A 14,166-nucleotide genomic window follows, 5' to 3' on the forward strand; every position below is an offset into this window, starting at 1 on the left:
TTTGTAACTTTAAGCCAAAACAACTTCCATGAAAAAATACAGGGTTGAATTTGTGCGCTACCAGGTAATGTCTGTAACGGAAACAGAACAGGAGATCCCGACAAACGACACGTTTTTAGAAGAACATACAGGCGATACCATCTGGGCAATTCTACATGCCGAAGACGATCAGAAAGCAAGGCAGAAAGCGGAACAACTTGCCCACAGCCTCGCAACCGGCGATCGGCCCAACCACAACAATACTGCTTAGCAACAATGCTCGTGGTCTTCGCCAAAGCGGAATAATTAACGGGAGTTATGCTCAATATTGCGTTGCCGTACAAGAGATGCGACGCAACAGTTGCTGCCATAACATACCAATGCCCGCGCCATAAAAATTCTGTAGCTGCGCAGCTTCAGGTCCTGGAAAGCGGGAATGTGTTGTTACAGCATTAAAGCATTTCTTCGGGCAACTACTTTCGCTGGGTAATCGTTCCGTAATAAGATATTCCCTGCCGGTTATTGCTGGTTACCTGTAGTGTGCCGTAGCCACTTGATGTTACGCTTAATGATAACTGGCGAACATCCTGGGCGTCTTGCGGCCTGATGAGAATGTCCCAACCACCTTTTCTTTTTGGCTGCACAGTGTATTCGAATTTAGTTGAGGTAAAGCGAAAACCACCGCGGGTAGGGTCTACAGGAGCACTAAATGCCCGGCCAAAAAATGGAAGGTCGCTCTGGATGGTATCTCTTGATATGCGAAGGTCATACTGACTTGTTAACTGGATCACCCTTCCCCCCGTTGGTGTGGCCGTTTGTACATTGAACCTAAAGTCGCGTGCATTGATCAATTGCTCTATGTTCGTGCGCCTACTACTATCATTGTTTGTTTTCGAAGAGTCCCGCGCAACACCACACGCCGCCACGGTCAGCATGGCAGCAAACAACATGTATATCGAAAACACCCGGTTATATCTGGTCATATTTTTTTTCACCTGATGGCTCAAAGCACATACCAGCGCATGTAAAACAGTATATATGCTACGTTAAAGTTCCCTGCATCAATTGAGCTATAGCTATTGCCAATAACAGGATACGTTTGTGCTTAGGGGCACTCAACAGGGGTTTAAGCACCGGCTTCGGTTCCGGCTGTTGGTTCCAAATCCGCCACAACACCAACGCACAAAAGCTTCAGCGTGTTTTCCACGTCCATCCGGCAGCCCTTCAGCAGGGTAACACTTCCGGACGAGAGCACACAAGTAAACTACGGTACTTTACAAGTAGACTACGGTACTTTATATAACGCGACTACCAGACAGATGGACAACGATAGCCACCAGGACGGAAGGTTAAACCGACAGATATACCATAATAAGCGTCTTCGTTTTTGGGATTTCCCGCGTATTTAAATCCGTCGATATAGTCAGCCTTCGTGAACCGGTAAGTTAAGGCTGCATTCAGCGATATGCTTGACGACAAAACCATGTCAACACCCAGTCCCACAGGTAATACGGGCAGTGCGCGTGGAAGTGATCTTACAGTGTCTCTGCCGAGTCCTAACTGCACATCGGATTTTGCACCAAAGACGGTAGTATCGACCCTGCTATAATCGCGCTTGACGTTTAAAAACGATACCCCTACGCCGGCAAAAACATATGGAGAGATTTTACGGTCAGTAGGATCAGTTCCTTTTGCCGTAGGTCGAAAAACAACCGTCGCCGACAACTCGGTTACGGGCGTAGAGAATTTGAAATTCCTGCTTTGCCGCCATTCAGGCTTTGTATACCTGGCCTCATCAGCCAGAATTTTACCTACCGTAAGATTGCCACGAACAGAAAAGAAAGGGTCTATAGCCTTACCAGCAAAAACGTTTAATGCAGGCTTAAGGGTTCTGTAGTCGCCAAGAAAGCCCGGAACAAGGTCGCCCTGGTAAATCAGGGTTCCAACACCTATCCCAAACTCATAGCCTGACTCCCTTTGCTGGGCAATGGTTTTGGTGGTGGTAGTAATACAAACGGAAGCAATAACCAGGATCCGGCCGAGCACGCGCATACCTTTGAATTTAAACATGAGATAATAGATAGGTAAAACTTTTACGTGTGTTTCGGTTTAAGTGTAAGCAAACAGGTTCTGATATGTGAAGTAACGTACAGCAGCGGTTAGTGAATGTGAAAGAAACCTTAAGTCTGATTGTAGTTTACTCCCGGCCACTGAACATTTTCAAACCTGCAAGCCGTTGAGAAAATTACTCAATAAAAAATCCCTGCATCCGGCATTGTGCCGTGCAGGGACTTTTGTATCGAACGATGTAATTAGAATGAAAAATTATTTTCATCTCCAAAGCTCTTCTCCTGTGTATCTTTTTTTGCAAATATGTTTTTGAGATTGCTTTTGATATTCTCGGGAACATATTCATCGTACAACTTCTGTCCTTTTTGCTTTACATCGCTAACCATAGTACGCTTTTCTTCTTCTGTCATTTTGTTATACTTATAATAAGCGTAGGCTGCAAGACCAGCTACAAGCAAAGTTCCGGAAGACAATTTTTTGTTCGGATACATGATAATATGTTTTAGTGAGATAATTAGTTCTTGAAAGACCAAAATCGTACCAACAACGGCTCAATTTGCTTAAATACAATCATGTACATTGCTGATTAAACATAAAAGCTTTTCTGCAAATGACTTTCCCGCGGGTAGCTCGTGGTATTTACACCCAAAGTTTATCCCTGTTAACCAGGTTCCAGGAAGGTAATGCTGTTTCCTCACCAGATTGAATGGTATAATTCTTTCTTAAACTATCAAATGTTACTGACCTTCTTCAAACGGCTTTATCCGGCCAGTGTTCTTTGGATACTCTTAAGTGTTCCTGTTATCACGATTGCACAAAGCGATACTTTGTCAGCTTCTTTAGATGAAGTAGTCATTCGCGCGTACGAGTCGAGCCGACCATTAAAAGATGTTCCCGCAGCAGTAAACCACTTTAATCGCGGCAACCTGCAGATGTTTGGTACCGGAAGTATAATAGCGGCTGTAAACACACAGCCCGGCGCGCGAATCGAAGAGAGGTCGCCGGGAAGCTACCGGGTAAACATCAGGGGTAGTTCGTTGCGTTCACCATTCGGTGTGAGAAATGTAAAAGTATACTATAACAATATCCCGATAACTGATCCTGGTGGTATCACCTACTTAAACCAGTTGGGAGTTTATAATTTCGAAACCCTCAGCATTATCAAAGGCCCGGGTAGCAGTGTATATGGTGCAGGTACCGGCGGTGTCATGCTGATTGGCAGCCTTAGTGAAAATGAACCTGGCGGGGTAACACTCGAGTATAGCGGAGGTAGTTATGGCTATAGCAATATATTTGGAAGTGTGGCGACCAGCAATGAGCGCTACACGGGAAAAGTCTCTTTTCAACATCAATCTTCTGATGGTTTTCGTGATCATTCAGCGATGAAAAGAGATGTATTTAGCTGGAGTGGCCGGTTTAAGCTTTCTGAGAAAGAGAGCCTGTCAACTACCTTTTTGTATGGCAACCTGTTTTACGAAACACCAGGCGCACTCACCCGGACGGAATTTAATATTAACCCGCGAATGTCCCGACCCCGGGCAGGAGCTTTTCCAGGGGCAGAAGGAGCAAATGCATCCATCAATCAAAAGCAATTTATTGCCGGTGCATCTTATTCGTTGCAGCTATCCAGCGCTTTAGAAAGCACTACAACCCTTTATGGCATGTTTACCGACCTTAGGAACCCGGCCATTCAGAATTATGCCCACAGTGCCGAACCACATGCAGGTGGTCGAACCGTACTCAGTTTGAATACCGGGGGTGAAGGTTCGAAGCTTCGCCTTCAGGTTGGAACGGAATGGCAACAGGGGTTTACTTCAGTTAGTATATTTAAGAACTTTGCCGGGAGAGCAGACAGCATGCAATCAGCCGACGAAATCATAAACCGGCAAGGACTCGTGTTTGCACAGGCAGTTACTGAAATAAAAAACTGGACGTTGACGGCAGGTGCCAGCGTAAATTTTCTAAGGGTGAATTTTGAGCGGTTTGCTCCTGCGAGCCTTGGTAAGCAGGTTAAGAACTTTGGCAACCAGATAGCGCCACGTATTGCCATTCTCAGGAAATTGGGTAAACTTAATGTATACTCCAGCGTATCGCGGGGATTTTCGCCACCCACCACCTCCGAACTTTTGCCCACCGGCGGAGCAGTTAATCTCGACCTTAGTGCTGAACATGGAACGAATTACGACCTTGGTCTGAAAGGTACGGTGCTGAAGAATTTATATGCCGACATCAACCTGTTCTATTTTGGTTTAACCAACACGATTGTACAACGTAGAACTGCTGGTGGTGGGGATTATTTCATCAATGCGGGGAAAACAAAGCAGCAAGGCATCGAGTCTCACCTCTCGTATTCGATACCAATTAAGGATACCTGGTTTAAGCAGGGAAGCGTTTGGCTCAGCCATACCCTTCACGATTTTCACTATGCTGATTTCCGGCAATTGGAAAATGACTATTCAGGTAATCGTATGCCGGGTGAGCCATTGCACAACATCTCGGCAGGAATACAGGCAGAAACGAAAAGCGGCTTTAACGGCCTTGTTAGCTACCTGTATAACGATCGCATTTACTTAAACGACGCGGGTTCAGCTTGGGCATCTCCTTTTCATATTGTTTCACTTAAACTTGGTTACACAGCCCGGCTAAACAAGCTGCTGGTAAGGTTTTCGGCAGGTGCAGACAACCTGTTAGACCAGGCTTACAGTCTTGGCAACGATGTTAACGGCTTCAACGGAAGGTACTACAACACCGCAGCCGGCCGAAATTATTATGCTATGATCACGTTCCAATTTGGCCAGGGTAAATCTCATTAGCATGAGTAGCTAACGATGAACGCATTAGACATTAAAAATCCCTAAAATTGAGGTGGGTGGCATGGTAATTTATATAGGTTACAAAAAATAGTTTTATGAAAAAAGCAATTGTTATTTTGTCAATGGGTGTTGTATTTACCTGTTGCAATACACCAAACCAAACTGATCAATCTGTAGGTGACACTTCCCGGATGTCAACAGGCGCCGGTACCGGAGCCGGAACCGATACCAGTGGAACCACAGCCCCTGATACAACAAGGCCTGTACCCGACACCGTTCGTCCTGACACTATTCCAAGAGGATTGTAATGATCCCTGCAGGTGTTTCTGTTCTTACCTTTATCCTAAAACTATGTAGTAAAATCCGGCAGGACGTTGTTGTAATTTCACCATCAAACGTGTAAATCAATCAGTTGTCCTGCCGGAAACACCTGGTAAATCCACAACATCAATGCCTGAAAACGGGTAAATTACCCACCTGGGTTAGCTTGTCTAGTGGCATGATTATTAAACAAACACCGCTAAACACACAACAATGAATAATCTTTTTAGAGCATTAATTGCTGGCTATGGCGCAAAGAAACTTGGCGGTGGTTGTTTCGGTACCGTTATCGTTTTCATCATCATTTGGTATGCACTTGGTCATTGCAACTAACGCATTAGGGGCTGTCTGAATAAGACAGCCTTTTTTGTATTTTCCAACATCCCGTACTTATGCCGGGGTAAGTCGTACAAAGAAACCGCTTACGGATAGGTAACTTACGGTGGCAACAAGCCTTTCTAGTATACCAGCCACGTTGACGATTATCTTAGTTACAATCACAAGCATGTTCAACACCTAAGTCTATAACGGTTACTACGCTTGTATGGCGCTGCTTGGGGGCAAAGATCACCCTGATAGACTGGCCGTCGGTTGTTTTTCCTTCCAGCGCAAAAGTTGCTCCTTTTGGGTCTTTCAGATTAGACTTCCCGTAGTTTATGGTTCCCTTTTGAAGCACAGAGCGAATCTCCTGCTGGGTTATATGGCGGCACTTCATTCTGCATCGCGCGTGTTTTGTGAAATACAGCTTTGCTGAGTTTCTGTCCAGCTTTGTATTATCACGGGGTGCAATTGAAACATCAGGCGCGCTTTTCTCCTTTTCAGACTCCGGGTTCCGGTTGTGATAACGAATGGCAATGGTAATTACTGCCATCAACACGAGTAGCAAAAAAGGTAATGAGCGTTTAAATACGGAGGTTCTGCTGCTTTTCGTCATGTTATGTACTGGAGATTTGAACCTGAATGTACATGGATTCCCAAGAGTTATCAGCACTCGCAACTTATGACTGAGCTGAAAATTCGTAGCTCCGTCATTTACCATCACGTTAAAGTTAAAGGTCAACTAAAGCTGCTGGTGCGCATCTTCCATGGCTTCGACAACTAGAAAATACATTCGTGATGACCTATCTTTGCACCTTATGTCGTCAAAAAAATCAGTAGCATTTCATACGCTCGGCTGTAAACTTAATTTCTCGGAAACATCAACCCTATCAAGACTTTTGGAGAATGAGGGTTTCGAGAAGCGTCAGTTCGAAGATACTGCAGATGTTTACGTGATCAATACCTGTTCGGTCACCGAAAACGCCGATAAAGAATGTAGGATGCTGGTAAGGCGGATTCAAAAGAAAGCGCCCGAGAGTGTTGTGGTAATCACGGGGTGTTATGCGCAACTTAAAGCAGAAGAAATATCAAAGATCGAAGGGGTTGACCTGGTGCTTGGCGCCGCCGAGAAATTTAATCTTGTAAAGCACCTCAATGACTTTACCAAAGGCGATAGTACAAAAATATGCAGCTGCGATATTTCAGACGTAGCAGGTTTTAATAGTTCTTTTTCAGTAAATGATCGTACCCGAACGTTTTTGAAGGTGCAGGATGGATGTGACTTTACCTGTGCTTTTTGTACGATTCCAATGGCCCGTGGCAAAAGCAGAAGCGACACTATTGAGAATGTGGTTAATAATGCACGTGCCCTTGCGAGGGACGGGGTTAAAGAAATTGTACTTACCGGGGTAAACCTTGGTGATTTCGGCAAGCAAACACCAGGAATACTTACATCGGGCATACAGAATCCAAACTTTTTGGAGTTAATACAAGCTCTGGAGAACGTTGATGGCGTAGAACGCTATCGGATATCATCTATCGAGCCCAACTTGCTAAGTCCGGCTATTATTGAGTTTGTAGCAGCAAGCATGAAGTTTATGCCACACTTCCATATACCATTACAGAGTGGTAGCAACAGGATACTGGGGCTCATGCGGAGGAGATATCGTCGCGAGCTTTATGCCGAAAGGGTGAACCTGATTAAGCAGCTGATGCCGGATTGTTCCGTTGGAGTAGATGTAATTGTTGGCTTTCCGGGGGAAGACGAACAGGCTTTTAACGAAACGTACCAGTTCTTATCGGATCTTGATGTTTCTTACCTGCACGTTTTTACCTATAGCGAGCGCCCGAATACCAGGGCAATCGAGATGGATGGCATAGTTCCTATTCACACCAGGAATGAAAGGAATAAGGCACTACGGAACCTTAGTTTTCAAAAACAGGCTGAGCACACCCGGCGACACATCGGGCAGACAAGAAGTGTTCTTTTCGAGGGTGCGAGGAAAAACGGGCTTATGGAAGGTTATACCGACAACTATATCAGGATAAACGCCCCGTACAAACAAGAATGGGAGAACCAAATTGTTCACTGGACCGTATAATATAAGCTATGGAGAATATACCGACAGACTCAGACCTGAAGAAGTTTATTGTGACAATCAACTTTTACATGGACGAGCATTTCATGAATCTTGTGCAACCTCATCGTACGTATATCAATTTTCTGATTAACAAGGGCATCATTGATTCTTACGCGGTTAGCATGGAAAGTTATCGTTCGTGGATCATGATGACGGGAGAAACCAAAACTCAGATCAAAGAGTACTTAGAGAAATCACCCCTATATCACTACTGGACGTACGACATCGACGAACTATTCCTCTACGACGGGCAGACGTACAGGCTACCTGCATTACAAATGAACTAACAAAGAAACGGCATGCAGGAAAAGGCTGCTCTCTAATCGTGTATCGACATAAAGGGTACAAACTGAGCAACTTCTCACTTGAAATCACCACGGTAAGCATATTGAATATTCATTTAGCCGTACCTGGGAAAAGTTAAGGTTGATTACACTAAAACACGCATCTTTAATGTTATCCTAAAGTTGGCTATGCCTTGCTTTATCCACGCCGGTCTTTGCAACTTTGTATAGAATAATTTTACACTTATGCATATGGGGAAATCGCGGCTGCTCCTTTCAATCTTACTATTTGGTTTAAGTGTTCAGGCACAACAAGCGAGGCAACAGGTTACTGCGGGATCACAGACTGACGTACCTCGTGGTTGGCACCTGATGGATGCGACAAGAGACAGCTTTCATGGAATTAGTATCAATAGATCTTACGAATATTTGAAGGGTAAGAAAAGCAAACCTGTTATTGTAGCAGTAATTGACAGCGGTGTAGATACCACACACGAAGACCTGAAGAACGTTTTTTGGAGGAATACCGGCGAGATACCTGGAAATGGCATTGACGATGATGGCAATGGTTATATTGATGATGTACGTGGGTGGAACTTTCTTGGTGGCAAAGATGGCCGAAATGTGAAAAAAGAGTCTGGTGAAGTAGCGCGTATCTATCACCGCTATAAAGCACGTTTTGAAAACATTAACCTTGATAGTCTCCGGAATGATGAAAAGGATCAATACGCATTATGGAAGCGTGCCGATAAGGAATTACAGGTAGACCCGCAATCGCAGGTGGAGCTCATGTTTTTAGAAATGGCGGTAAAGGCTGCAAAAAAACATGATAAGCTGTTGCGCGAACAGTTGGGTAAAGAAAAGTTTACCAGTGAGGACCTTGAGAAATTTCAACCTACATCAACCCAGGGTCAGCAGGCCAAAATGGGCTTTTTAACTTTTGTCAAGATTATCGAAATGGATCCCGAAGAAACGAATGCAAGCATTTTGTCGCAGCTTGATGAGTACATCTCCGGAAAAAAGCAGTCCTACGAAGCAAAGGACACCCCACCTGTAAACTACCGGGCAGATATTGTTAAAGACAATTATAACGACATCAACGATCGGTTTTATGGTAATAACGACGTTATGGGCCCCGACTCCCGCCATGGAACCCATGTAAGTGGAATTATCGCAGCACAGCGCGACAATGGTATTGGTGTAGACGGTGTTGCCGATGATGTACGCATCATGGTGCTAAGGGCGGTACCCGATGGAGACGAATACGATAAAGATGTTGCATTAGCAATCCGCTATGCAGTTGACAACGGCGCCAAAGTCATCAACATGAGCTTTGGTAAAGGTTTTAGTCCTGAAAAGAAGTGGGTAGATGAGGCTGTTAAATACGCGGAGAAAAAAGACGTTTTGTTGGTGCATGCAGCTGGCAACGATGCTGAAGATAACGATGTAACAGAAAACTACCCTAATCCAAATTTAAAGTCGCTTGGAACAAATGCAGCAAACTTTATAACCGTGGGCGCGAGTAGTGATCCGCGTATAAAGGGTCAATACGTAGCAGACTTTAGCAACTACGGCAAAAAAACAGTTGATGTTTTTGCCCCGGGAGTTAAAATATACTCAACCGTAAACGGTGGTAACACTTATGCAAACCTACAGGGTACAAGTATGGCATCACCGGTAGTGGCTGGTGTTGCAGCTTTAATCCGTTCGTACTTTCCGTTGCTTACTGCAAAACAAGTTAAGTATGCGATAGAGAAATCAGTAAACACTGCTGATACGCTTTGGGTGAACAAACCAGGCACCAAGAACAAAGTAAATATGCAGGACCTATGTAGAACTGCTGGCTGGGTTAACGCTTATAATGCAGTAAAGGTTGCTTCTACACTGTTGGCAGAAGGTGCGGACCCAGATAAAAAAGAAGTTAAGAAGGAAACCAAGAGGGAAGAAAGATTACCTGTTTCAACTTTTAAAAATTTAAAAACTAAACAATAGATGCCCAAACCTGCAGCTGGAGAATATGCTGTTTACCATGAAGCATACATTAACCTTGTAGAAGCGCCGGATGTCACTGAAGCGATACGAATTTATTCCCCGCAGATTAATGAATTCTTCAACCTCATTCCTGAAAACAAGGCGGCTTTTCGTTATGCACCTGGTAAATGGTCGCTAAAAGAAATGCTTCAGCACATCATTGATGCGGAAAGAATTTTCTGCTATCGCGTGCTCACGTTTGTAAGAAAAGATCAAACTCCACTCCCTGGTTTCGATGAGAATAGTTATGCAGCGAACAGCAATGCAGACGCAAGGTCATGGCTAAACCTTTTGGAAGAATTTCAGGCTGTCAGAAAAGCTACTGACTTATTATATGCAAGCCTTAACGAGGAGCAACTTGGTGTTATGAGTGTTGCAAATAATTACCCGGTAACAGCAAATACGTTTTGCTTTGTAACATTCGGTCATATTCTGCATCATTGTAACATCATAAGGGAGCGTTACCTCTTGGTGGCTGAGTCCTCCTCTCCTATCGAACTGTAAGCTGCTTGTGTCATTCGTTAACGGGTTAATGCCCCGGTTCTGCAGCTTTTTCATAGAGAGTGGCCGTTGATCTCTAAAACTCGGGCTAGTTGACCTGCCTAACGCAATGAGCCTGATTCATCGGGGTACCTCACCCCGCAATTACTTTTTGGTTCTTACACCTTAATGTATGTTTACATCTACTAAACAGGAGAGGTTAGGGTTTTCTTCATGAGCCAATCGGTTTGCTTATCGTTCCCAAGCATGAAAGTGTGTTCTCCAAATTTTTCAAAGCCAAAGCGCCGGTAAAACTGGATCGCGCGTTGGTTTTGTTCCCATACACCTAACCACAACTGGCGCTTCTTTTTACTTCGCGCAAGTGCAATACAATGTTGTAATAATGCACTTCCTACTCCTGTACCAATCTTTTGTTTTTGCGCATAAAGCTGGCATATCTCAAAGTTGGTTTCCCCCGGCAACAAACCGTTTGGGTATGCGTCTTCAGCAACTTTAACATAGCCAACCGCTTCTTTCCCAAGGTAAGCCAGGAAGTACGTCTTTGATTTATTGTCAAACTCCGCCGTGACCTTTTCGGGAGTGAAATTCGACGTCAGGTAGAGTTCCATGTCTTCCCGGGTGTTGTCTGCCTGGAACGTATCAAAAAACGTTTGCCAACCAAATCGGGCGAGTAGCGGAATATCGGTTACCGTAGCTTGTCTGATTATAGGTGTATGCATAATAAAGGACCACCATCTTAGCAACGGTGTATAGATGTGGCTTGATTTAACATCAGATAGCGGATTTACTATAAGTGATTAAGACTTAAACAAGAGAGATTACCATAGCTCCAGCTCCGCCCCCGCCATTACAGATGCCGGCAGCACCAGTTACGCCGCCATTTTGTTTAAGCACGTTGATCAGGGTAACTATGATTCTGGCACCGCTGCAACCAAGTGGATGACCAAGGCTAACCGCCCCACCATGTACGTTTACTTTGCTTGGGTCGAGTTTCATCCTTCGTGTATTTTCAATACCGACCACAGAGAAGGCCTCATTGAGCTCAAAAAATTCGATGTCGTCCATCGTTAAACCTGCTTTTTCAACTGCTTTCGGTACCGCAATTGAAGGAGTAGTTGTAAACCACTTGGGTTCCTGCTCCGCGTCTGCATAAGATATAATTTTTGCTATAGGCTTCAACCCAAGTTCATCGGCTTTCTCTTTGCTGATCAATACCACAGCAGCTGCGCCGTCGTTCATGGTTGAAGCATTAGCTGCTGTAACCGTCCCGTCTTTGCTGAAAGCCGGGCGTAATCCGGCAACCTTATCGAACTTAACATTAAAGGGTTCCTCATCTTTGTCAACGATTAGAGCATCACCTTTTTTTTGAGGGATTTCAACGGGCACAACCTCTTCGCTGAACTTTCCGGAAGCCCATGCATCCTGGCTGCGCCTGTAACTTTCAACCGCAAAGGAGTCCTGTTCCTCTCTTGTGATACCACACTCGCGTGCACACATATCAGCTGCATTGCCCATTGCCAATCCATCATAAACGTCGGTTAAACCATCTTTTGCTATTCCGTCGATCATTGGGATATTTCCGTATTTGTTGCCCCATCTAACATCTGCATAAAAGGGAACATTGCTCATGCTTTCCATACCTCCTGCAACAATTATATCAGCATCTCCCAGCGCGATTGAAGCGGCACCCTGCGCAATTGCTTTCATCCCGCTTGCACATACCTTGTTTACTGTTGTACAAATAACATGATCAGGTAAGCCGGATATACGACAGGCCTGCCTTGCTGGAGCCTGGCCAAGGTTAGCCTGGATCACACAGCCCATTAATAGCTCCTGAACGAGTTCCGGATTCAAACCAGCCCGGGCAATGGCTCCATTTATTGCAATGGCCCCCAGTTGAACGGCACTAAGTTCTTTTAAAGCGCCGCCAAAGCTGCCAATTGGCGTACGCACAGCCGACAAAATGTATACTTCTCTCTTATTCATATGGCGTTAAATTCGTTCTTCTAAACATCAAAGATAAGGTTTGAAGGATGCCCAAAATGATAACAAAAAGTTGGAGCTGCCAGCTTAACAATTCGCATTGATTGACACTGATAACAGTACTTGCCTCTAAAAGGTGCCCTTGTTGCTGAATGTTTAAATTGCGAATACTCCTCACCAAAAAATACTTGTTTTCCAAAGCATGATTAAGGAACTTACACGGCAACCAAAAGCAGTTAAAAACAAAAGCTATGCGATTCTACTGTGTTCTGTTGTTGATTCTGGTAACGAATATTGCATCAGGCCAGAACTTTTACTTGTTTGTGGGCACCTATACCGACCGTGGCAGTAAAGGTATCTATGTCTACGACTTCAATTCGGTTACTGGTACAGCAACCTGGGTCAGTAATACCGAAGGAACGGTAAATCCATCTTACCTCGCTGTTGCACCTGGCAATCGGCACCTTTACGCAGTTACGGAAACCGCACGTGAAAACGCCGGCAGTGTAAGCGCTTTTTCTTTTGATCCTGTTTCCGGTAAACTAACGTTTATAAACAAACAACTTAGCGGTGGCGATAACCCGTGTTATGTTTCCGTTCATTCGGGCGGGAAGTGGATTGCCGTTGGCAATTACTCGGGTGGAAGCTTGTCAGTTTTGCCTGTTGACTCCGACGGGAGTTTGCAGCCGTTTTCGCAAAACATTGTGTTCACGGGCAAGAGCGTCCATAAAAGCAGGCAGGAAAAGTCGCATGTGCATAGCACGGTCTTCTCCCCGGACTATAAACAGCTGTTTGTGCCTGACCTTGGCACAGACAAAGTAATGATCTATGACTTTAATGCCTCCGCTAAACAACCCCTAACCCCCGCGAAAAAGCCCTTTGAAGCAGTAACAGCTGGAAACGGACCACGACATTTTACCTTTCACCCGGGTGGCAAGTTTGCCTACCTAATTGAAGAAATGAATGGTAGCGTAGCTGCATACCGTTACTCCAAAAAGAGTTTACACTTTATTGGTCGAACGCTTACCCACCCGGAAGGTTACAGTGGAGCGATTGGTAGTGCTGATATTCACCTGTCACCTGATGGCAGGTTCCTCTATGCTTCCAACCGCGGTGATGAGAATACTATCTCTATATTTGCCGTTGACCAACAAAGCGGAAAGCTAAAAACCGTTGGTCATGTGTCCACACAGGGCAAAGTGCCAAGAAACTTTACGATAGACCCAACTGGCAACTTTCTGCTTGTGGCGAATCAGGCAACTAACAACATCGTCATTTTCAAAAGAGACCTCCAGACCGGGCTGGTAACAGCTACCGGGCAGGAACTAAAAGTACCAACCCCGGTATGCCTGCAAATGATTACAAAATGACGGCAGTTGTTTTAGGATTAAGTTGCATTTAAGCAATTTCCGGACTGGAGCACTTTGGTTAGGGTATTCCCGCTGTAACACTTCCCGTAATTTTACTAAAATTCAGGTATTTCCTGATGGTTGTATATCGGGCACTTTTACTCTTTTCAGCGAGAACGATCGTGGCTAAATTGTGACACACAAAAGCCCCGTTTTTAATACCATTATTGAAAATTCTAATACCTATGCCTTGAAGTCCTTTAGAAGCCTCCATTGGGGGCTTCTTTATTTTACTGCCACCAATCCTTATTTCTCTTAATGTAACTCCTTGCCTTATATGCATAGAAGACAAAGGAAGATCAATCCACCTGGCTAG

Annotated in this window: 15 protein-coding genes; 8 read left to right on the top strand and 7 right to left on the bottom strand. The window is 44.7% G+C overall.

The genetic code is table 11. The features are described from left to right. Positions 1-28 precede the first annotated feature (28 nt). Complete coding sequence (locus tag EXU57_RS03305) at positions 29-250, top strand: hypothetical protein (RefSeq protein ID WP_133266722.1); 222 nt, start codon at positions 29-31, stop codon at positions 248-250. A gap of 202 nt (positions 251-452) precedes the next feature. Here the strand turns inward: EXU57_RS03305 and EXU57_RS03310 are convergent, their stop codons facing one another. From EXU57_RS03310 to EXU57_RS03320, 3 genes are all read right to left on the bottom strand, one after another. After that, entirely contained in the window at positions 453-962 is a 510-nt protein-coding gene (locus tag EXU57_RS03310) for a DUF4251 domain-containing protein (protein ID WP_133266723.1), read from the bottom strand. A gap of 325 nt (positions 963-1,287) precedes the next feature. Then, the gene (locus EXU57_RS03315) at positions 1,288-2,049 is read right to left on the bottom strand and encodes a DUF6089 family protein (protein WP_133266724.1); all 762 of its coding nucleotides are present in this window, start codon (positions 2,047-2,049) and stop codon (positions 1,288-1,290) included. Between the two features lie 242 nt (positions 2,050-2,291). Continuing rightward, positions 2,292-2,540, bottom strand: coding sequence for a hypothetical protein (locus EXU57_RS03320; protein WP_133266725.1), 249 nt, complete (start codon positions 2,538-2,540; stop codon positions 2,292-2,294). Positions 2,541-2,783: 243 nt separating this feature from the next. Between EXU57_RS03320 and EXU57_RS03325 the strand changes: the two genes are divergently transcribed. Next, the gene (locus tag EXU57_RS03325; RefSeq protein ID WP_165958013.1) at positions 2,784-4,862 is read left to right on the top strand and encodes a TonB-dependent receptor; all 2,079 of its coding nucleotides are present in this window, start codon (positions 2,784-2,786) and stop codon (positions 4,860-4,862) included. Positions 4,863-4,957: 95 nt separating this feature from the next. Further along, the gene (locus EXU57_RS03330) at positions 4,958-5,170 is read left to right on the top strand and encodes a hypothetical protein (RefSeq protein ID WP_133266727.1); all 213 of its coding nucleotides are present in this window, start codon (positions 4,958-4,960) and stop codon (positions 5,168-5,170) included. Positions 5,171-5,670: 500 nt separating this feature from the next. Here EXU57_RS03330 and EXU57_RS03335 read toward each other — a convergent pair whose 3' ends face one another. Continuing rightward, a complete protein-coding gene (locus EXU57_RS03335; protein WP_165958014.1) occupies positions 5,671-6,117 on the bottom strand; it encodes a DUF4258 domain-containing protein in 447 nt (148 codons plus the stop codon). Between the two features lie 202 nt (positions 6,118-6,319). Here EXU57_RS03335 and mtaB point away from each other — a divergent pair, with 202 nt between their 5' ends. The 4 genes from mtaB to EXU57_RS03355 all read left to right on the top strand — a co-directional run bounded on the left by mtaB (position 6,320) and on the right by EXU57_RS03355 (position 10,461). Beyond that, the gene (gene mtaB / locus EXU57_RS03340; protein WP_133266729.1) at positions 6,320-7,603 is read left to right on the top strand and encodes a tRNA (N(6)-L-threonylcarbamoyladenosine(37)-C(2))-methylthiotransferase MtaB; all 1,284 of its coding nucleotides are present in this window, start codon (positions 6,320-6,322) and stop codon (positions 7,601-7,603) included. A gap of 8 nt (positions 7,604-7,611) precedes the next feature. Beyond that, complete coding sequence (locus EXU57_RS03345) at positions 7,612-7,929, top strand: hypothetical protein (RefSeq protein ID WP_133266730.1); 318 nt, start codon at positions 7,612-7,614, stop codon at positions 7,927-7,929. Positions 7,930-8,172: 243 nt separating this feature from the next. Beyond that, entirely contained in the window at positions 8,173-9,918 is a 1,746-nt protein-coding gene (locus tag EXU57_RS03350) for a S8 family peptidase (protein ID WP_133266731.1), read from the top strand. Beyond that, a complete protein-coding gene (locus EXU57_RS03355) occupies positions 9,919-10,461 on the top strand; it encodes a DinB family protein (RefSeq protein WP_133266732.1) in 543 nt (180 codons plus the stop codon). Positions 10,462-10,643: 182 nt separating this feature from the next. Here the strand turns inward: EXU57_RS03355 and EXU57_RS03360 are convergent, their stop codons facing one another. After that, on the bottom strand, positions 10,644-11,177 hold the full coding sequence (locus EXU57_RS03360; protein ID WP_133266733.1) for a GNAT family N-acetyltransferase: 534 nt from the start codon (positions 11,175-11,177) through the stop codon (positions 10,644-10,646). Between the two features lie 85 nt (positions 11,178-11,262). After that, positions 11,263-12,444 (bottom strand): thiolase family protein, encoded by a 1,182-nt coding sequence (locus tag EXU57_RS03365; protein WP_133266734.1) that lies wholly within the window; start codon positions 12,442-12,444, stop codon positions 11,263-11,265. Between the two features lie 248 nt (positions 12,445-12,692). Between EXU57_RS03365 and EXU57_RS03370 the strand changes: the two genes are divergently transcribed. Then, positions 12,693-13,811: a lactonase family protein gene (locus EXU57_RS03370; protein ID WP_133266735.1), complete on the top strand. Its 1,119-nt coding sequence runs from the start codon at positions 12,693-12,695 to the stop codon at positions 13,809-13,811. Between the two features lie 58 nt (positions 13,812-13,869). Here the strand turns inward: EXU57_RS03370 and EXU57_RS03375 are convergent, their stop codons facing one another. Further along, on the bottom strand, positions 13,870-14,064 hold the full coding sequence (locus EXU57_RS03375) for a hypothetical protein (protein WP_133266736.1): 195 nt from the start codon (positions 14,062-14,064) through the stop codon (positions 13,870-13,872). Between the last annotated feature and the right edge of the window lie 102 nt (positions 14,065-14,166).

Origin of the sequence: Segetibacter sp. 3557_3, assembly GCF_004354985.1 — a bacterium.
GTDB lineage: Bacteria > Bacteroidota > Bacteroidia > Chitinophagales > Chitinophagaceae > Segetibacter.